The sequence below is a fragment of the Actinomadura hibisca NBRC 15177 genome (genome assembly GCF_001552635.1).
In the GTDB taxonomy this organism is placed as follows: Bacteria; Actinomycetota; Actinomycetes; order Streptosporangiales; family Streptosporangiaceae; genus Spirillospora; species Spirillospora hibisca.
In genome coordinates this window covers 122,138-138,639 of record NZ_BCRO01000012.1, presented here as the reverse complement: position 1 = coordinate 138,639, position 16,502 = coordinate 122,138, and the positions used below count along the sequence as shown (strand labels likewise).

The following is a 16,502-nucleotide window of genomic DNA, read 5'->3' as shown; positions in this document are numbered from 1 at the left end:
CAGGCGGCAGCGGTGAGCGCCCAGGCACGTGTCTCCAAGGCGAAGGCCCAGAAGCAGCGCCAGCGCGCCGCCTACGCCGTCAACTACGCCTACAAGCAGATCGGCGACCCCTACCGCTACGGCGGCACGGGCCCCGGCTCCTGGGACTGCTCCGGCCTCGCCGGCGGCTCCTGGCGCAAGGCGGGCGTGAAGCTGCCCCGCACCACCCAGCAGATCTACCGCGCCGTCAAGTACAAGGTGTCGTGGAAGGGCGCCGTCAAGGGCGACCTGCTGTTCTTCTACTCCGGCAAGAGCCACATGGGCATCTACGTCGGCCGCGGCTACATGATCCACGCCCCCAGCTCGGGCAAGCGGATCAAGAAGGTCAAGCTCAACGGCTACTACAAGCGGAACTTCAGCGGCGCCGTCCGCCCGGGTTACTGACCCAGCCCGAACCGAACCCGCTCTGAGGAAGGGCCCGACCGCCACCGGCGGCCGGGCCCTTCCTCATGGGGTTATCCACAGAACCGCGTTCGGCCTTCCCTCGCCCCACCGGCCCTCGGCAGGCTGAGGACATGACGACGACACCCCACCAACGCGCCCTGACCTCCCTGCAAGGCCTGGCCGTAGGCGACGCCCTGGGCTCCCAGTTCTTCGTCCCCGCCAACCGCGCCGCGTTCGAGGCCCAGACCCTGCCCCCGGCCCCATGGCAGTGGACCGACGACACCGAGATGGCATGCTCGATCCACCTGGTTCTCACCACCCACGGCGAGATCGACCAAGACGCGCTGTCAGCCGCCTTCGCGGCCCATCACGACTTCGACCGCGGCTACGGCCCCTCAACGAACCGGCTGCTGCGCCTCATCCGGGAAGGCGGCGACTGGCGGACACTGGCCCGCGAGGCGTTCGACGGCCAAGGCTCCTGGGGCAACGGCGCAGCGATGCGCGTAGCCCCGCTGGGCGCATGGTTCGCTGACAACCCGGCCAAGGCGGCCGAACAAGCACGGCTGTCAGCCGAGGTAACCCACCCCCACCCAGAAGCCGTAGCAGGCGCAATAGCGGTAGCCGTAGCAGCAGCTCTGCCACCCTTACCCCCAGGCACCTTCCTGGACGAGATCCTGGAGCACCTACCGCCGGGCAAAGTACGCGACGGCGTCACCGAGGCGCGCAAGCTACTGCCGCTCAGCGACCCGACCACGGCCGCCGCCGTCCTGGGCAACGGCCGCCAGGTGGCGGCACACGACACAGTGCCGTTCGCCCTCTGGGCAGCCGCCCGCAACCAAAAGAACTACGAACGAGCCTTCTGGACAACAGCCGCCGCAGGCGGCGACGTGGACACGACCTGCGCGATCGTGGGCGGCATCATCGGCACGCCGCCCAAGGCATGGCTCAACGTCTGCGAGCCCCTACCGCCATGGTCCAAGGCTCTGCCTCCCACCCCCACGACCTGACCGCCAGAGCCGTCATCCCGCCCAGAGGCCACTCAGCCCAAAATGGCGTACACGGTGGTGGCATGCGCAGCGGGCTCGTCCTGCCCCTCGGCCGTCATGGTGACATCGGCGAAGGCGAGCGTCCGCCCCAGCTTGGTGATGCGCACCTCGACCAGCACGTCACGGTCCTTGACCGGGCGCTGGAAGGTGGTGTTGAGCTGCACGGTCGTCATCGGCACGAAGCCGCCGCGCGCCCCGGCCACCGCGATCACCGTCGCGGTGTCGGCGGCCGCCATCAGCGCCTGGCCCGACAGGCCGCCGCCCTCCCGGGCCAGCCGGTCCGACCAGGGCAGCCGCAACGTGGCGCTCCGGTCGCCGACCGCCTCGACCGTGAGGCCGAGGTCGAGCACCCAGGGCGCGAAGTTGTCTCGAAGGATCTTGTCGCCGTCCGCAGGCTTCACCGTCACCCCGCCATCATGCACGCTGGGGGCATGCGTGAGGAGATCTTCCTGCCCGCCACCTACGCGTCCGGCGTGCCCTACGACGCCTTCCGCCGCCTGCGCGCGGAGAGCCCGGTCGCCTGGATCCCCGAGCCCGCCGTCGGTCCCTGGCCGCCCGGCCCCGGCTACTGGGCGGTGTTCCGGCACGCCGACGTCAAGCACGTGCTGCGCACGCCCGCCGACTTCTCCTCGCACCTGGGCGCGACCCAGATCCGCGATCCCGACACGCCCGAGGACCTGACGTTCGTCCAGGAGATGATGCTCAACCAGGACCCGCCCGACCACTCCCGACTGCGCCGCATCGTCGCCGCCGCGTTCACGCCCCGCGCCATCCGGGCACTGGAAGCGACGATCGCCGACCGCGCCCATTCCCTGATCTCTGACGCGCACGGCGTGGTGGACTTCGTCGAAGTAGCGGCCGACCTCCCCGTGTGGACGCTGGCGCACATCATGGGTGTCCCGGACTCGGACCGCCGCCTGCTGTTCGACTGGGCGTCCCGCATCATCGGCTACCAGGACGCCGACTACGCGACCCTGTTCACGGCCGAGACCTCCGCCCTGAGCCCCATGGGCCGCTCAGCCGTCGCCGAACGCCCCGCGTCCCTGACACGCCCGGACGGCCGTCCCATGAACCCGCGCTCCCGGGCGGCCCTGCGCGACATGTTCGCCTACGCCCACGCGCTGGCCGCCGAAAAGAAAGCAGCCCCGGGCGAGGACATCATGTCCCGCATGCTGGCCGGTGGCCTGACCACCACCGAGTTCGAGAACCAGTTCTTCCTGTTCGCCGTCGCCGGAAACGAGACCCTGCGCAACGGCATCCCCGGCGGCCTGCTCACCCTCCTCGAACACCCCGCCGAACTGGCCCGCCTCCAAGCCGATCCCACCCTCCTCCCCACGGCCGTCGAGGAGATGTTGCGCCACTGGCCCCCGGTGCTGGACTTCCGCCGGACGGCGACCCACGACCTCACCCTGTCCGGCCAGAAGATCGCCGCCGGCGACAAGGTGGTCGTCTACCACGCCTCGGCCAACCGCGACGAGGACGTCTTCCCCGACCCCGACCGCTTCGACGTGTCCCGGACGCCCAACGACCACGTCAGCTTCGGCTTCGGTCCGCACTTCTGCCTGGGCGCGCACCTGGCCCGCACCCAGATGCGGGCGATCTTCCGCGAACTCCTGCCCCGCACCATCAACCTGAACGGCACGCCCGTGCGGATGGCCTCCAACTTCCAGAACGGCCTGAAGCACCTGCCGATCACCATCACCTAAGATCAAATCCACACAAAGGGGGCGACATGGGCATCACATCCCAACTCTGGGCAGCAAGCAGCGGCACCTACGACCGCATCCGCTCCCACCCCTTCCTCCAGGGCCTGACGTCCGGCGACCTGGACCGCGAGGCGTTCCGCTACTACATCGCCCAGGACAGCCACTACCTGCGCGAGTACGCCCGCGCCCTGAACGTCCTGGCGGCCAAGGCCCCGACCCCGGCCGACACCGGCATGTTCGGCGAGCACGCCACCAACGCCAACGCCGTCGAGCAAGCGCTGCACGCGGGCTTCCTGACCGAACTGGGCGGCGTGGACCAGCCCCCGTCCCCCACCACGACGGCCTACACGACCTTCCTGCTGGCCACCGTGCACAACGGCTCCTTCGCCGAGGGCCTGGCCGCCGTGCTCCCCTGCTACTGGATCTACGCCCGCGTCGGCGCGGACCTGCTGACCGCCTCCTCCCCCGACCCCCTCTACGCCCGCTGGATCGCCACCTACGGCGGCGACGACTTCAAGAAGATCGTCGACGACGTCCTGGCCCTCACCGACCGCCACGCCGCGACCCTCGGCCCCGCCGACCACGAGGCGATGCACCGCGCCTACCTGACGGCCGCCCGCTACGAGTGGATGTTCTGGGACGCGGCCCACCGCCGCGAAACCTGGCCGATCCCCCTCACCTGACCAGGCACCCACTAACCCCCGTGCGAACCCACCCCCGATCTCGGTACGCTTACCACGCGGGTCGCTAGCTCAATTGGCAGAGCTCCGGACTTTTAATCCGTAGGTTGTGGGTTCGAGTCCCACGCGACCCACCCAGTGTGACCAGGGCGGACAGCGGTTTCGGTGTCCGCCCTGGTCGTTCCGAGTTGCAGTTTGGGTTGCAGTTCCCTCGTTTTCAGCCCCAGAGGGCGTTCCCCATGCGCCCCATGGCGGTGGTCGTGAGCCCGTCCGTGGGGTGGGTGTAGCGGCGCGTCGTGCTGAGCTGAGCGTGCCCAAGGATGCGCTGAATCACGTGGATGTCTACGCCCTGCTCACCGAGCAAGGTTCCGGCAGTGTGCCGAGCGTCGTGCAGCCGGTAGGCGTCGGCCCGGATACCCGCTGCCGTCAGGAGCGCCTTCCACATTCCCCAGTCGGCTCGGCGTTCGATCGGGCGGCCGTCCGGCAGGCACCAGACGAGATCCCACGCTTTCCAGTCGTCGCCGGTGACCTCCTTTTCAGCATCCTGTAGCGCCTTGTGCTCTTTGAGGACCTTCAAGAGCGGCGGCGGGATCGGGATTTCCCGCTTGCGCTTCCCTTTGGGGCGGGTGAACTTCCATCCGCCGACGCGCTGAGGGCACGCGCGCGCATGCGCAACGCATGATGGCGCACAGAACTTCGGACACTTCCCCTTGGCATGCTGGCGGCAGCGTGCCGGACACTTCGACTTGCAGATGTGTCGCCGTCCCGCAGTGCGCTTCGCCTTGGGACAGTCAGACGGGCACGGTAGGCGGTGCAGCCTTTTCCCACACTCGTAGGGATCGGCGCAGCCGTGCCGGTAGGAATCGAACTTGATTTGCCAGTGCACCTTGATGATGCCTCGGGCGAGATCCACGTATTTCCACCGCAACCCAAGCGCCTCCCCTTGACGGAGGCCGAGCGCAAGCGCGACGGACCAGCGGGTTCCGTTGCGCTGCGTGCTCGCCAACTGGATGACCCTTCGCGCTTCCTCGGCGGTGAGCGTCTCGGTTTCGGTCTCTTCTGCCTGCGGTGCGTCCACCAGGGTGGCCACATTCCTGCCGATGATTTCCCGTTGCGTCGCGACCTTGAGCGCACGCGACAGGATCCGGTGAATCTGAAGGATGGTGTTCGGGGCGAGTCCCTGCTTGGCGAGCCACGTGTAGAACTTGTCCAGGTGCTCGGGAAACAGCTTGTCCAAGCGGTGCTTTCCGAGGCCAGGGATGATCCACTGTTCGATCTTCGGCCGATAGGTGGTTTCCAGCGTTGTCGGGTCGACCTTGCGCGCGGCGATGTTGTCGAGCCAGTCACGCATCCATTCGGCAACGGTGGGGGCCTTGCCGACCTTGGAGACCTTTCCGGCGTCGCGCTTGGCCTCCAATTCGCGAACCTTGGCCGTGACCTCCGGTTCAGTCTTGGCCTTGCGGTGGCGCCGGTCCGGGCTCCCATCGGCCTTTACGCCCATGGTCACCCAGCCGTGCCACAACCCGTCCGACTCGCTGTAGTAGATGGATGAGCGCCCGTTGGGCAGTCGCTTGCCGTTGGCCATGTCAGGCGGCTTCCGCTTCGCTCGCCAGCAGGGCAACGTACTCCGTGATCGCTTCCGCCGGGACGACCTGCAAGCCGCCCTCCTTGTAGGTGCGGATGCGCCCGTTCTTGATCAGCTCATAGATCTTGCTGCGGCCGTAGGGCAACAGCTCAACCACCTCACTGATTCGGTAGAGCGGCTTACTCACGGACTGTTCCATGGTCCGGGACCTCTCTGTGATCGGTCGGGGTGCCTCGGCGGCGTGCTTGGTGGCTTGTGCGCCGGGCGGTCGGGGGTCAGTTCTGAGGGGGTAGCCGTACCAGCCGTACCAGCCTCGTTTTTGCAGGTCAGCCCTGGTACGGCTTGGTTGGCTGGTACGGCTTGAGCCGTACCAGGGGTGCGAGCCGTACCAGGGCTGACCTGCGCTGTTGAGGCTGGTACGGCTGGTACGGCTTACCCTCCTTCGGCGGTGCGGGGCAGGGTGGTGACGGTGGCCGGGGTGGGGCGTTCGGGAGTGTCGTCGGGGGTGCAGTAGCGGCCCCAGGCGTCGATGAAGTCGGCGCGCAGGTAGCCCTTGGCCTGTCCGGTGGGGAAGCGGACGGTGGTGGATCGGATCTCGTATTCGCGCAGCAGGGCGCCGAGCCGCATCGCGGTCAGGCCGGTGTGGCCGTAGGTCGCCCATGGCGCTTCGGGGTCGGCCTTGAGGCGTTCCAGCAGGGTGGCGGTCGGTAGGGCGGGGTCGTGGCCGAAGGCGGTGCGGCAGTCGGTGAGCAGCCGCAGCCGGGCCGACATCTGGTCGGCGGTGCCGGTGTCGGTGGTGAGGGCGAGCACGGCGGCGCGGACGCGGTCGGGCCAGTGCCGCCCGGCGTGGTCGGCGACGATCACGAGGGGTTCCCAGGTGTCGGCGGCGCGGTCTTCTACGGGCATGTCGGGTTCGGCGGTCTCCAGGGTGGCCAGGTCGCCGCGCAGCCACCGGGCGACCTCGGCGGCCAGGCGGCGCAGCGGTTCGCGGTCGCGCTTGTGCCGGAACGGGGCCACCTGTTCGCCGGGGCCGCGGCGGCGCATCCGGATGATGACGGCGCGGTCTTCGATGGTGTCGGGCATGGCGCCGATACCGGCGAGCGCGGCCATGGCGAAGGTGGGGATGGATTCCACGCGGCCGGTGTTGGCGTCGTACCGCTTGGCGGGCCGGTTGCGCTGGTGGCCGGCGTTCAGCAGCCCGCGCAGGTCCTCGTTGCCGTCGGCTTTGGGGCCGAAGATGGTGTCGGCTTCGTCCACCAGCATGGTGGGCGGGTCCTCGGTGATCGACCGGTACACCGCGGCCGAAGACGAGTTCACGGTGATGAACGGCTCGTGGCAGGTCGCCTCGATCACGTCCAGCAGGCGGGACTTGCCGCACCGCTTTTCCGGTGCCCGGATGACCAGGCGGGGGGCGTGGGCCCATGCGGGTTGGGCGTGGGTGGCGGCGATCCACAGCGCCACCGCGTCGGCGGCGGCGGGGGTCGGCAGGATGACGTAGCGGGTGAGGGCGGCCACGAGCGCGTCCAGCAGCTCGGCACCGCCCAGACCGGCGGGTTGGGCGTTCATGCCGCTTCCTTCCGATGCAGGGTGCGGGGGCGGCGGGTTCCGGCGGTCAGGCCGGAGGTGATGGTGGCGTGGGCCTCGTCAGGGGTGACGTGCTGGTGGCCGGGGCCGAAGTGCGCGGAGGCGGCGGCGTACAGCGCCTCATAGGCGTGGTCGTAGGTCAGGCCGCCGGTGCCGATGAGCTGCCCCAGGTGGTAGGCGGCCTTGTTCAGGGCGTGGTTGCGTCCGCCGATCACCGCCGTGCGCACGCGCTGGGCCTCCTGTTGGAGTGCGGTGGTGATGTAGGCGCTGGGCGCGGCCACCTCGGGGGCGGGGCGGCACTCCAGAGAGGGCGGGGTGAGGCGGTGGGTGATCCAGTCGGGCAGCGGGGCGGGCGGGACGTTGTGGGTGACGGTGTAGGGGCCGGTGCCGTCGGGCAGGTCCACCAGCGATCCGGGCGCGACGACGTACCCGCCGTGGGCGCGGGTGTCGATGAGCCAGCCCAGGCGGCCGGAGGTGTTGCGCAGCTCGGCGCCGGGCGGGGCGGTGAAGTACAGGTGCATCCCGCCGCGGCGGGTGGTGACGGTGAAGGTCTCGGTGGGGAACGGCTGCTCTGCCAGCTCGCAGAGCGCGGCCAGTACGTCGGCGCCGTCACCGATGCCGGGCTGCGCCCACTCGGCAGGCGGGGTCTGGCCGGGCTTGGGGGTGTCCAGGTCGATGACCACCAGTCCGGACGGGCCGCAGGCGATGCCGACGTTGTACCGGCCGCGCGTCCAGAACGCGCGGATGCGGGCCGGGTCGGTGGTGGCGTTGGTCTCCCAGTCGGTGAAGCCGCGCGCGGGCTTCTTGCCGCGCGGGGTCAGGGGGAACACGTGCCAGCCGCGGCGTGCGCACGCCAGCGCGGCGGCGCCCGGATGCGGAGCGGGGTGGGCGGTCACAGGCGGCATGTGCGTCCAACTCCTCGGCAGGCTGCGCAGTAGGTGACGGTCGCGGTGAACAGCGGAGCGGTAGGGCACAGCGCGTCCCAACGGGCGTCGGGGGTGCTGACCACGGCCAGGTCGTCGCGGGCCAGCAGGATCAACATCTGCCTGCCGGGCAGGGCCAGGGTGGCGACCACTGCGACGGCGCCGATGCCGCGCACGTGGATGGCGTCGCCCTTGCGCAGCTCGCGGGTGGTGCGCGTGGTGGCGGTGGCGGTCGGGGCCGGGCGCATCATGCGGCGTCCTGCTGCTGGCGGGCGGACAGGGCGAACAGGTCGGCTTGCTGGCCGTGTTGCTGGTTGCGGGCGGCGAGCTTGGCCAGCAGGCGGGTGCGCCAGGCGGTGGCGTAGGTCAGGCAGTTGGCGCAGTTCTTGTGTCCGGTGCAGCCGGGCAGCGGCGGGAGGCGGCGGGCGTTGTAGGACCAGGCCATGGAGTCGGCGGAGGCGAGGTGGTGGCCGTAGCGGTGCAGGCCGCCGGTTTTGACGCCGAAGCCGTGCAGCTTGAGGCCGAGCCCGGCCAGGGTGGCGGTGATGTGGCCGATCTCGGCGGTGGACTGGCGGCGGCACACCGACCCCAGCCCCACGCGCGGCAGCGCGGCCAACTCCACCCCCGCCGAGGTGTACAGGTCCACGCAGTCCAGGTAGTCGCCCAGCGCCCACCCTTGGAGGACCGGCAGCCACGGCAGCGCGGGCGCCAGCTCGCGCAGTTCCAGGTAGTTGGCGACGGTGCGGTGCTGGTGTTCGCGCACGCTCAGGCCGGTGCGCTCGACCATGAACGGCTCGCACATCCAGTCCTGCTGAGACAGGAAGTCGGGGACACCGAGATGTTCGGCGTAGCGGTGGGCGACGTCGGCGTACTGGGCGGGGGTAGTGATCCACTGGCCGTGCAGGGACAGTTCAGTGAACCCGCCTGAATCCAGCGCCCACCGGCAGACGGCCGGACGCAAGGTGACCTTGCGCGCGAGCTGGCGGTGGGAGACGAACAAGGGCATGTCGGTGGTCCACAGCCAGTGCGGCTGATGGGCACCCAGGTAGAAAACCGGCTCGTTCATGCGGCGTCCTCACCGGGCAACACGATCAGGCCCTCAGGGGTGAGGATGAACTCGTGGGCGTACTCGCACAGCCACAGGTCACCCAGATGGTCGGGGGCGATGGCGCCCCAGCAGGTGACCGGGGTGTGGCAGGTCGGGCAGTCGGGGCCGTCATAGACGGGCCACCAGGTGGTTTCGGTCCACAGCTCGGTGCCGCAGCCGCGGCAGCGCCAGGTGTTGATGTCGGTGCCGTCGGGGTCGTGTCCGGCGCCGGTCCAACGCATCCGGTCGGCGCGATCGCACATCGGGCACCACGGGCCGATCAGCGCCGGCCACTGCGCGGAGGGCGGGAGGGGTGGGTTCTGCGGCGGGTTGTAGGCCATGATGGGGGGACCTCCTTCTAGGTCTCCGCGGTGGGCTTCGGGTCTTCCGTTGGGGGCCGTGATCGGTCGGAGGTAGGGCGGTCCGGCGGCGTGCTTGGTGGCTTGTGCGCCGGACCGCCCGTTCACATCTCGCGGCCCTATGGAGCGGTCAGCGGTTGTTGCGGTTGTGGGCGTGGGTGTTCTTGATGCGGGTCCAGATGCGGCGGCCGGTGCGGAGCTGGGCGCCGCGGCCGGTGCAGCGGTTGCAGTACCGCCACGCGCGGCCGGACGGGGCGAGGAACTTGCCGACGCCGTGGCATTTACGGCACGCCCGATACGGCCAGATCACGCAGTGGATCAGGTAGCCGACAGTGGTGAGCGCGGCCAGCAGGAGCCAGGTTCCAAGGTCGGGGCCGGCGCCGCTAGAGGCGGCGAGTAGGGGCGGCAAGGGGGCCTCCTAGGGCGGTTTCGGGGGTTTGTGCTGGTGGGGCCTCTAGGTGCTAGATCACTGGTCAGGGTGGGGATGGGTGTCTAGAGGGGCCTCTAGGTCTAGAGGTGGTGGCCTCTAGACCTAGAGGCGGTGCCGGGGGCTACTCGGTGTCGTGGCGGGTGGTGTCCAGGGCGGCGCGGACGTGGTCGAGGTGGACGCCCTTGAGGTTGCGGCCCTTGCCGGTTTCGTCCTGTCCCCAAACCTGGGGGGTGGTAATGCCGTGCGGCTTGAGGGCGGCGGCGAGCTGCTTGGCCTTGCCGGTTCCGTCCAGGTCGGCCCACGCGCCGTAAGCGGACGGGCGCAGCTCGGCGAGCCGGTCAACGAGGGTCTGGGAGTGGGCCTTGTCCTCACCGGGCGCGAAGACGGCGGCCAGGTCGTCCAGCAGGGTGGCGCCGTCGTCGGTGGTGGGGGTGGTGTCCTCGCCGGCGGCGTAGCCGGTCAGGGTGCCCGCGAGCTTGCGGGCGGCGCGGGCGCGTTCGGCGATGCGGTCGGCGGCCGGTCCGTCGATGTAGTAGCCGCGGCAGATCTGCGGCTCGTCGGACTCCCCCGCCAGGTAGCCGATGCCGCGGTCCTGCTTGGTGAAGGTGGTCGCCCTGATCCCGTTCTTGTACATCGAGGTGCCCAGGATCATGTCGTTCTCCAGCTGGCCCATGACCCGCAGGCAGAACCGGGTACCGACATTGGCGGAGATGCCGGTCGGCAGCGAGTCCTTGTCGGGGCGCTGCGTCGCCAACATCAGGATCACCCCGAGCGCGCGGCCTCGTTTGATGATGGCGGTGGCCAGCCCACCGGCTTCGGCGCCGTGGTCGTCGTGGGAGAACAGTTCCTGGCATTCGTCCACCACGAACACCAGCGGGTGCAGCCCCAGCGACTTGTTGGCCGCGAGCTGGGGGGTCACCTTGTTCTCGGGGCGCACGTCCTTGGGCAGGCGGGCCAGGGTCTTGGCGCGCTTCTCAAGGTCGGCGTAGACCTCGCGCAGCGACTCCAGGCACGCGCCGATGGTGGCGTCGTCGGGGCCGGACCCGTAGTGGTGGGCGAACTTCTCGGCGAAGTCCAGGTCACCGGTCCCCTTCAACTCGAACACCCGGCACTCGGCGGTGGAGTCCAGCCCGGCGGCCAGCAGGGTCGGCTTGATGGCGAAGGTCTTGCCCGCGCCAGGCATCGCGCCGATGAGCTTGTTGGCGTACATCAGGGTGATGGTGACCACGCGTCCGCGCTGGTCGGTGCCGAACGGGATGGGCTTGAACAGGTCGGCGGTGGCGCCGGTCTTGGCCAGCGGCCAGGTCGGGGGCTTGACCTGGTTCATGTCCTGGTCGCCGACCCACAGCACCAGGCGGCCGGCGTGCTGGTGGTGGGCGGGTTCGGGCCACACGCACCCCATGGGGCGCCGCAGTCCGGAGGCGAGCCGGTCGCGGCGTTCCATGATGTCGGTGGCGGTCACCCCGTACGGCAGGTCCACCTCGGCGCGCCAGCCGGGGCCGTCGCGGGTGATGGGGGCGGGGAAGGTCATCCCGCCGCCGCCCTTGCCCACGGCCTTGTTGATCTCGGCGATGCCCAGCGCCGACAACGCGCGGACCACGATCTCGCTGGTGAGCTTGGGCGCCTTGGTCGAGACCACGGCGGTGTCCAGCACGCGCTTGTCTTTCGGGGTGCCGATCCAGCCCAGCACCGCCACCAGCGCGGCCATGACCGCCGTCTGCGTCAGCCCGCCGGCGGCCGTCACCGACGCGGCGGCCAGCCCGATCCCGACCGTGCCGCCGCCGGTCACCAACAACCGGCCCCGCACCCGGGCGTTGCGCTCCCCCATGAGCCGCAGGTACGCGTCGTGGTCCTTGCGGTCCACCACGTGGGCGCGCAACGTCCGGGCGTCCATGTCGAAGGTCCACTGGGCGGTGCCGGCGGCGATCCGGTACAGCCCGCGCGGGGAGCGCAGGCCCAGCCGCAGGCCGTAGAGGGGGATGCGGGCGGCGTGGTAGCCGGTGACGTGACCGGCGTACCCGATCGCCCACCGCACCGTGGTGCGGGCCTCGTCGCGGTCACGCAGCCACGGCGCCACGATCGGGCGGCGCTGGGCGCGCTCGGCGTCCATCCGGCGCGCGGCCACGTCCGGGCGGCCGATGTCGGGGCCGTCCACCAGCACGCGGCCCTCAAGCACACCGTCGTCGTCGCCGTCGTTGTCGGAGGTGTCGGTGGGCGCGGGCGGCGGGATCGGCGGGGTGCCGCCGGTGTTGTCCGGCAGCGTGGCGGGGGCGCCGTGGTCGGTGTGGTCGGTGGCCGGGGCGGTGGTGTCGGGGGTGGTGACGGGGAGGGGGATCACCTCACCCATGGCGTGCTCGGCGGTGGTCATGAGGTGGCGCCTTCCTGCGTGGCGTGCTCGGGGGCGTGCTCGGTGGTGGTCGGGGTGGTCAGGCGGTTGCGCAGTCGGCTTCCGGTGCGCTCGGAGACCTTGAGGCGGCGGCCCAACTCGGCGCCGGTCATCTCGGGGTGGTCGGCCAGCAGCTTGCGGGCACGGGCGGCCAACCGGTCGGACGCAGCGCCGGTCTTGCCGCGGGTCTTGGCGGTCGGTCGGGTGGCGGACTTGGCGGGGCGGGTGCGGGCGGTCACGGTGGCCGGTCGGGGACCGGTCCCGGCGGCGGACACACCACCGGATACGGTGACCGGCGCGCTGTCCGGTGCACTGCCCGAGGTGGTGTCCGGGGTGGTGTCGGCGCGGCCGGCGGTCAGCGCGGGCACCGGCCGGGCGGTCACGGTGACGGGGCCGGTGTCGGGGCCGGTGTCGCCGAGGTCGCCGGGCGTGGCGGTCACGGTGGCCGGGGCGACCTCGGCGGACAGACCAGCGGGCAGGCCGGTGGGCAGGGTGGCGGGGGTCAGCTCGCCCAGCCGGTACAGGGCTTTGGTGCGGCGGGGCGCCTTCCACCGCCACGCCAGCGCACCGTAGGTGTCTTTGAGGTCGGTGCGGGCCAGCACGCGGTCACGCTCGCGGCCCAGCGCGTCGGGGTAGGAGCGGATCTCCCACAGCACCATGCGGCGCCACAGCTTGAGCGTCGGCCAGGGCGCCAGCACCCACCGGGAGCCGCGGATACCGTCCATGCGGGTACCGGAGGCGATCCCGGCGCGCACCCGGATGACGTGCGCGCCGATCTCCACCGCGATCACCCACAGCACCGGCAACAGCGCGTGGGAGATGCGGCCGAACGCGGTGTGCTCCACGGCGACGTTCAGGTACACGGTGGCGCCGGTCAGCGCCCACGGCACCAACCGCAGCCACTTGACCCGCATGTCCAGGCGCGCCAGCACGATGTCGAGTGCGGCGAACGCGGCAATGCCCAGGTCGATGCCGACCGGCACCGTCCACGCCAACCGGCCGAACGAGGGGCGGGCGGCGTCGGCGACGGCGGCGAAACTGTTGACGAAGCCCAGCAGGGCCAGCACCGCCACCAACGCGGCCACCGTCACCGCAGCGGTGAACTCGTTACCGGTCAACGGCCGAACCGGCGGCGCGGGCGGCTCGTTGGGGTCGGGGTTGCCGAACGAAGGCGGGGGCGTGTGCGGGGTGCTCATGCGGCCTCCCCCAGGTCGGTGCGGGCGGTGGTGTCGGCGGGCCGGGGCGCGGGGCGGCGTTCGGCGGGGACCAGGTCGGCGGCGGAGTAGCCGGTGGCGCACGGGGCACAGCGGTAGCGGATCGGGCCGCCGTCCAAGACCGCGCCGCAACCGGGGCAGCGCTTGCGCGAGCTGTAGGCCGGGGTGGGGCGGGTGCCGTGGGGGGTCGTGATCGGTCGGAGGGGAACGGTCGTGGTGTCGGCGGCGTGCTTGGTGGCCTGTGCGCCGGTCACCACCGTCCAGCGGGTCATGGCAGGTTCTCCGTTCAGTCCAGGGTGGTGCCGTGGTTGGGGCAGGGCCCTTCGGCCAGCGGGAAGCCGCAGACGGGGCGCTCCTCAAAGGGGTCCCACTCGCCGCAGGGGTCATACTCGATGCACATCAGGTAGAGCAGCAGCCCGCCGGGCTTCGCCGGCTGGTCGTCGTCGGGGCCGGGGGTGGTCAGGTAGCCGGTCATGCCGCGATCTCCTGTCGGTCGGCGCAGTCGTTGCACACGCCCCACCGGCGACGCAGCACGTAACCGGCGTCGCGGCCGCAGTCGGGGCAGATGCGGCGGGCACGCAGGGCCTTCCCGAGCGCGGCACGCTGGGCGGCGGTCGGGACGCGCTTGGGCAGCGCCAGGCGCACGTCGTACAGGTAGGCGGCGCGGACCCGGACGCGGCCGGCACTGCCGGTGTGGCGGGTGGAGTGCCACAGCACTTGCGCCACCACCTGCTGACCGCCGGGCCGCTTGCCGCACGCGGCGAGCTGGCGCAGCGTCATCAGGTGACCGGGCGCCATCCCCCACGGGTAGGTGGGGAGGCCGAACCGGGCGCCGGTGGGGTCGTAGAAGCGGGCGGGCGAGCGGCGGGTCATCGGGCCACCACCTGCGCGAGCACGACCGTGGCGAAGGTGCCGGTCATCAGCCACCACATCGCGAACCGGACCCATTGGCGGGTGGTCATCGCGTTCGCTCCTGGTTCTGGGGCTTGCGGGTGCGGCGGCGGTCGCCGATCTTGTCGTGCCAGCGGGTGTACTTGCGCTCCTGCTCGCGGTACTGCCGGGCCTCACGCTCGCCCTGGCGCATGAACTCGGTGGCCTGGCGGATCGCCTCCTTGGAGATGCGGGGGTCGCGCTGGGCGATGGGCAGGGCGCGGCGCAGGTCGCGGGCCTCACTGGCGTGCAGGTCGGCCAGGGCGCGGTAGTTGGCGCGGTTGACCTGCCGCCAGCGGGCTCGCTCGGCGCGGCTCATGGTCCCGTCGAAGTTCAGGGGGACCTCGGCGACGCTCTGCTTGATGCGCTGGGCGGTGGTGCGGGGGTGCCGGGCCAGGTTGACCAGGTTGGTGAAGCGGCTCACGATGCGATCCCTTCGTTGGGGGCGGGTGCCGAGGCGGCGGTCAGAGCAGTGGGGGAGGCGGCGGTCAGGGCCGGGAGCGGGCCGCGGGGCGTCAGCGCGGGAACGGTGCCGATCGGGGCCTGTGGGGGCGGTGCGGGCCGGTAGTCGGGGCGGTCCCATACCGGGCTGAGGCAGACGATGGCCGGGCGGGTGGTGCGGTGCAGCAGCAGCGCGCGGCCGGGCGGCAGCAGCCGCAGCCGCTCGGGCGGCAGCACCCGTTCGGTGCGCAGCACCGGCGCCGGGCGCTGCTCCCGGTCGCCACCGGTGGCCGGGAGACGGCGCGGGGCGTGGGCCACCACGTCGTGGTGGCCGCAGATGGCGGAGACCGCCTCCAGTTCGGCGGCGTCGGTGAAGCCGCCGAACACCAACTTGACGGTGGCGTTGTTCCAGATCGTCTTGGCGCGCGGCTCGCCCCACCGGTCGTGAAGCTGGGCGATGGACTGCACCGCGGCCAGCACGGTGACACCGTGCCCGCCGGCTTCGGCGCTCCAGCGCTCCAGCGGCACCGGGCAGATGATGGCGGCCTCGTCCAGCGCCAGCGTCAGCGGCGGGTCCAGGCGAGCGCCCGGCGACCGGGCGGCCAGCCGCTTGGCGTGCTCGAACAAGAACGCGGTCAGGCACGCCACATACGGGGCCATGGAAGCGTGCGGGCGGTCGGCGCCGATCAGGTAGAGGGTGCCGCCGTCCAGCAGGAACGAGGTGGCGTCGAACTCCTCCCCCACCGGCGGGCACGCGGCGTGCTCCAAAGCGGGATCAGACAGCCACGCCAGCGCGCCGGCGGCGGTGCGGGCGATGCTGCCCAGCGTGCCGTCCGGGGCCTCCAACAGGTCGGCCAACTCATCAGCCCAGCCGGTAGCGGCGTGCGGGTGGTGGGCCAGGATCGCCAGCGGGGCGGGGTTGTCGGGGTGGGACACCCACCGGTACACATCCCGCAGGTCGCCTTCGGCCAGCGCGGCGGCGTGCAGCATCAACCGCAGCAACGTGTGGGCCTGCCCGCTCCAGAACGCGTCCTTGCCGTCACCGCCGGAGCCGGTGGCGTCCAGCAGGTAACCGGCGCGCTGCATCGCCTCACCGGGCAGGTGGCACCCCACCAGCGGCGACCACCGCAGCGTGGAAGGCACCGCGCCCATGTCGTCGGGGTTGAGCACCCACACCGGGCCGCGGTCGGCGCGCGTCAGGGCGGTGTGGGTGTGCAGGTCCACGCGAGTGGAGGTGGCCACCACCGCGCCGGGCGCATCCAGCACCGCACCGGCCATCCAGCCGGTCTTGCCGGTGCGCGGCGGCGCCACCAGCAGGTAGGAGTCCTCGGCGGTGCCGAACAGGCGCGGCGACCACCGGTGCACACGGCCGATCGCCACCCCGACCTCGGTCACCTCGGCGGCGCGCACGTCCAGCATCGGGCGGGTACGGGAACCGTGCCTGCGGACCGCACGCGCCGACAACCGCCGGTGCAGCTCAACCGCCGATGCGGTGCCCTGGTAACGGTTCTTGCGGCGCCGACCGCGCGGGGTACGGCCGGCGGCCAACCGCTCCCAACCGGTCCGGGCCTGCCAGGCGCCGTAGGCGGCCAGCGTCATCCACGCGTACGGGACCGGCGGCAGGTTTAGCAACTCCGGGGAGGTCTGGGCGGTCAGCGCGGCGGCCGACACCGCCCCCACCATGGCGTGCTTGGGCGTCAACTCCATG

At 71.4% G+C, this 16,502-nt stretch carries 20 protein-coding genes and 1 tRNA gene; 5 read left to right on the top strand and 16 right to left on the bottom strand.

Annotation, left to right across the window (positions count from 1 at the left end):
- The first annotated feature begins 12 nt into the window (after positions 1–12).
- The gene (locus AH6_RS06765; protein WP_245679205.1) at positions 13–423 is read left to right on the top strand and encodes a C40 family peptidase; all 411 of its coding nucleotides are present in this window, start codon (positions 13–15) and stop codon (positions 421–423) included.
- Between the two features lie 131 nt (positions 424–554).
- Positions 555–1,430: an ADP-ribosylglycohydrolase family protein gene (locus tag AH6_RS06760; RefSeq protein WP_067475334.1), complete on the top strand. Its 876-nt coding sequence runs from the start codon at positions 555–557 to the stop codon at positions 1,428–1,430.
- Between the two features lie 32 nt (positions 1,431–1,462).
- Here AH6_RS06760 and AH6_RS06755 read toward each other — a convergent pair whose 3' ends face one another.
- A complete protein-coding gene (locus tag AH6_RS06755) occupies positions 1,463–1,876 on the bottom strand; it encodes a PaaI family thioesterase (protein WP_067475331.1) in 414 nt (137 codons plus the stop codon).
- Between the two features lie 24 nt (positions 1,877–1,900).
- Here AH6_RS06755 and AH6_RS06750 point away from each other — a divergent pair, with 24 nt between their 5' ends.
- The 3 genes from AH6_RS06750 to AH6_RS06740 all read left to right on the top strand — a co-directional run bounded on the left by AH6_RS06750 (position 1,901) and on the right by AH6_RS06740 (position 3,989).
- Positions 1,901–3,175, top strand: a complete 1,275-nt coding sequence (locus AH6_RS06750; protein ID WP_067475328.1) for a cytochrome P450 — start codon at positions 1,901–1,903, stop codon at positions 3,173–3,175.
- Between the two features lie 26 nt (positions 3,176–3,201).
- Complete coding sequence (gene tenA, locus AH6_RS06745) at positions 3,202–3,858, top strand: thiaminase II (RefSeq protein ID WP_067475325.1); 657 nt, start codon at positions 3,202–3,204, stop codon at positions 3,856–3,858.
- A 58-nt stretch (positions 3,859–3,916) separates the two neighbouring features.
- Positions 3,917–3,989: transfer RNA gene (locus AH6_RS06740), tRNA-Lys, on the top strand.
- 83 nt (positions 3,990–4,072) lie between these two features.
- Here AH6_RS06740 and AH6_RS06735 read toward each other — a convergent pair.
- The 15 genes from AH6_RS06735 to AH6_RS06665 all read right to left on the bottom strand — a co-directional run bounded on the left by AH6_RS06735 (position 4,073) and on the right by AH6_RS06665 (position 16,501).
- The gene (locus tag AH6_RS06735) at positions 4,073–5,440 is read right to left on the bottom strand and encodes a tyrosine-type recombinase/integrase (RefSeq protein ID WP_218005736.1); all 1,368 of its coding nucleotides are present in this window, start codon (positions 5,438–5,440) and stop codon (positions 4,073–4,075) included.
- Position 5,441: 1 nt separating this feature from the next.
- Positions 5,442–5,627, bottom strand: coding sequence for an excisionase family DNA-binding protein (locus tag AH6_RS06730; protein ID WP_218005735.1), 186 nt, complete (start codon positions 5,625–5,627; stop codon positions 5,442–5,444).
- A 245-nt stretch (positions 5,628–5,872) separates the two neighbouring features.
- Positions 5,873–7,006 carry a DUF3631 domain-containing protein gene (locus AH6_RS46525; protein WP_067475319.1) on the bottom strand — a complete coding sequence of 378 codons (1,134 nt, stop codon included), beginning with the start codon at positions 7,004–7,006 and terminating at the stop codon, positions 5,873–5,875.
- Positions 7,003–7,929 (bottom strand): bifunctional DNA primase/polymerase, encoded by a 927-nt coding sequence (locus tag AH6_RS06720; RefSeq protein ID WP_067475318.1) that lies wholly within the window; start codon positions 7,927–7,929, stop codon positions 7,003–7,005. Before AH6_RS06720 ends, AH6_RS46525 begins: the two co-directional genes overlap by 4 nt.
- Complete coding sequence (locus AH6_RS06715) at positions 7,917–8,198, bottom strand: hypothetical protein (protein ID WP_067475308.1); 282 nt, start codon at positions 8,196–8,198, stop codon at positions 7,917–7,919. Before AH6_RS06715 ends, AH6_RS06720 begins: the two co-directional genes overlap by 13 nt.
- On the bottom strand, positions 8,195–9,013 hold the full coding sequence (locus AH6_RS06710) for a deazapurine DNA modification protein DpdA family protein (protein ID WP_067475305.1): 819 nt from the start codon (positions 9,011–9,013) through the stop codon (positions 8,195–8,197). Before AH6_RS06710 ends, AH6_RS06715 begins: the two co-directional genes overlap by 4 nt.
- The gene (locus AH6_RS06705; protein ID WP_067475301.1) at positions 9,010–9,375 is read right to left on the bottom strand and encodes a hypothetical protein; all 366 of its coding nucleotides are present in this window, start codon (positions 9,373–9,375) and stop codon (positions 9,010–9,012) included. Before AH6_RS06705 ends, AH6_RS06710 begins: the two co-directional genes overlap by 4 nt.
- A 148-nt stretch (positions 9,376–9,523) precedes the next feature.
- Complete coding sequence (locus AH6_RS06700; protein ID WP_067475298.1) at positions 9,524–9,802, bottom strand: hypothetical protein; 279 nt, start codon at positions 9,800–9,802, stop codon at positions 9,524–9,526.
- A gap of 142 nt (positions 9,803–9,944) precedes the next feature.
- A complete protein-coding gene (locus tag AH6_RS06695) occupies positions 9,945–12,191 on the bottom strand; it encodes a DUF3631 domain-containing protein (RefSeq protein WP_083982324.1) in 2,247 nt (748 codons plus the stop codon).
- Positions 12,188–13,405 carry a DUF2637 domain-containing protein gene (locus tag AH6_RS06690; RefSeq protein WP_067475295.1) on the bottom strand — a complete coding sequence of 406 codons (1,218 nt, stop codon included), beginning with the start codon at positions 13,403–13,405 and terminating at the stop codon, positions 12,188–12,190. Before AH6_RS06690 ends, AH6_RS06695 begins: the two co-directional genes overlap by 4 nt.
- A complete protein-coding gene (locus AH6_RS43495; RefSeq protein WP_067475291.1) occupies positions 13,402–13,695 on the bottom strand; it encodes a hypothetical protein in 294 nt (97 codons plus the stop codon). Before AH6_RS43495 ends, AH6_RS06690 begins: the two co-directional genes overlap by 4 nt.
- A gap of 14 nt (positions 13,696–13,709) precedes the next feature.
- Positions 13,710–13,898: a hypothetical protein gene (locus AH6_RS43490; RefSeq protein WP_067475288.1), complete on the bottom strand. Its 189-nt coding sequence runs from the start codon at positions 13,896–13,898 to the stop codon at positions 13,710–13,712.
- The gene (locus AH6_RS06675) at positions 13,895–14,296 is read right to left on the bottom strand and encodes an RRQRL motif-containing zinc-binding protein (protein ID WP_067475285.1); all 402 of its coding nucleotides are present in this window, start codon (positions 14,294–14,296) and stop codon (positions 13,895–13,897) included. Before AH6_RS06675 ends, AH6_RS43490 begins: the two co-directional genes overlap by 4 nt.
- Before the next feature lie 85 nt (positions 14,297–14,381).
- Positions 14,382–14,777: a hypothetical protein gene (locus AH6_RS06670; protein WP_067475282.1), complete on the bottom strand. Its 396-nt coding sequence runs from the start codon at positions 14,775–14,777 to the stop codon at positions 14,382–14,384.
- Positions 14,774–16,501 carry a type IV secretory system conjugative DNA transfer family protein gene (locus tag AH6_RS06665; protein WP_067475279.1) on the bottom strand — a complete coding sequence of 576 codons (1,728 nt, stop codon included), beginning with the start codon at positions 16,499–16,501 and terminating at the stop codon, positions 14,774–14,776. Before AH6_RS06665 ends, AH6_RS06670 begins: the two co-directional genes overlap by 4 nt.
- Position 16,502 lies beyond the last annotated feature (1 nt).